At 59.4% G+C, this 1,318-nt stretch carries 1 protein-coding gene; it reads right to left on the reverse strand.

Annotated features, from left to right (window positions below):
- Positions 1–400: 400 nt before the first annotated feature.
- Positions 401–1,318, reverse strand: a 918-nt coding sequence (locus tag ACXJ7R_RS33055) for a WD40 repeat domain-containing protein (RefSeq protein ID WP_457155464.1), incomplete at its 5' end; no start/stop codon positions are given.

The raw sequence follows: 1,318 nt of genomic DNA on the forward strand, positions 1-1,318 counted from the left end.
CCTTGCCCCTCCTTCGCTATCCGACATAACACAGACTCAGGGGCAGGGCTGCTTCATTTTTGAATAGCAAGATTTCGCGGCGATGGAGGGCACTCCGGGTCTCCCATTGACCGGGCAGCCGCTTTCCATCCGAAGCGCGACATTGCCGGCGATTGCTGAAATGTCTCGAAATGGCGCGTTCCTGACATTCAGTCCGAAGAAGTTGAGTGTCTGCCTTGGGGTGAGAATAGGCCATTCGCAGGCGCCTGTTTTTGACCACCGGACTTACCTCAGCCGCGGCGCGGGTCGCGGTTGCGCCAAATGCAGTCGCATGCGAACGGCTCGGAAATGACCGGTTGCAATTACGGCGATCAGCTATGGCGTGGCAATCGAGATCGCGTCACATGAACTTTGGGCGACATCAGCTTGGACAAGCACTAAGGTCGCCTTCGACGGGAAGGAAGAAGCGACGCCGTTCGCACGCGGTCAGTTCGCGTGGAACAGTTTGCTTCGCGAAATCGATCAGATCTTGGGGCGTCCGAAAAACCCGTATGACGCGAACGTCTTCATCATAGGGCACAAGTACGACCCTCGTACCATCTGAATTGAAGGCCGCGCGTATCGGTGCCGGCCGCCTATTCTCCTCCTTCGGACCGCCAAGCACTGCCATCTCGCGTCCCGTCCGCGCGGCCCAGAGCCGGGCCGTGCCGTCCTGAGTTGAGGCTGTCAGAACATAGAGACCGTTAGGACTGAATTGCGCACTGGTTACTGCACCGGTGTGCCCTCTGAGAACGACCTTTTCCTTTMCGTCTAGAACGCTCCAGATTCGTGCGGTGCCGTCGCGTGAGGCAGTCAGTAGTGACTGACCATCCGAACTGAACGCGACTTCGGTGAGCTCATCGCGATGACCTCTTAAGATCGCGACGGTGCGCCCATCCTTGACTGTCCAGATCCGCGCTGTGTGGTCGAGCGAGGCCGTGGCGACCAGATTGCCGTCCGGACTGAATGCTGCCCCGGTGATTCGACCCTCATGCCCGACCAGTTTCTTCAGTTCGGTCCCGTCCGTTTCCAACAGGTGCGCGGCGTTGTCGCTGGTCGCGGCGAGGACGAGATCGCCGGCCGGCTCGAAAACAACCCGCGCACTTGTTTGGATAGTGGAGACTTCGGCGCCACTCGCTGCGTTCCACAACCGTGCGGTGCCGTCAGTCGAACTTGCCTCCAGGAGATCTCCTTTCGGACTGTACTGAATTTGAAACAGCCCGCCTGGAAATTTGAGCCGTGCGATCTCGCTCCTGCTCGCGACGTCCCAGATGAGGACTCGGCCCGCGAGGGATGCAGT

It is taken from the genome of Mesorhizobium sp. P5_C1 (genome assembly GCF_054049815.1).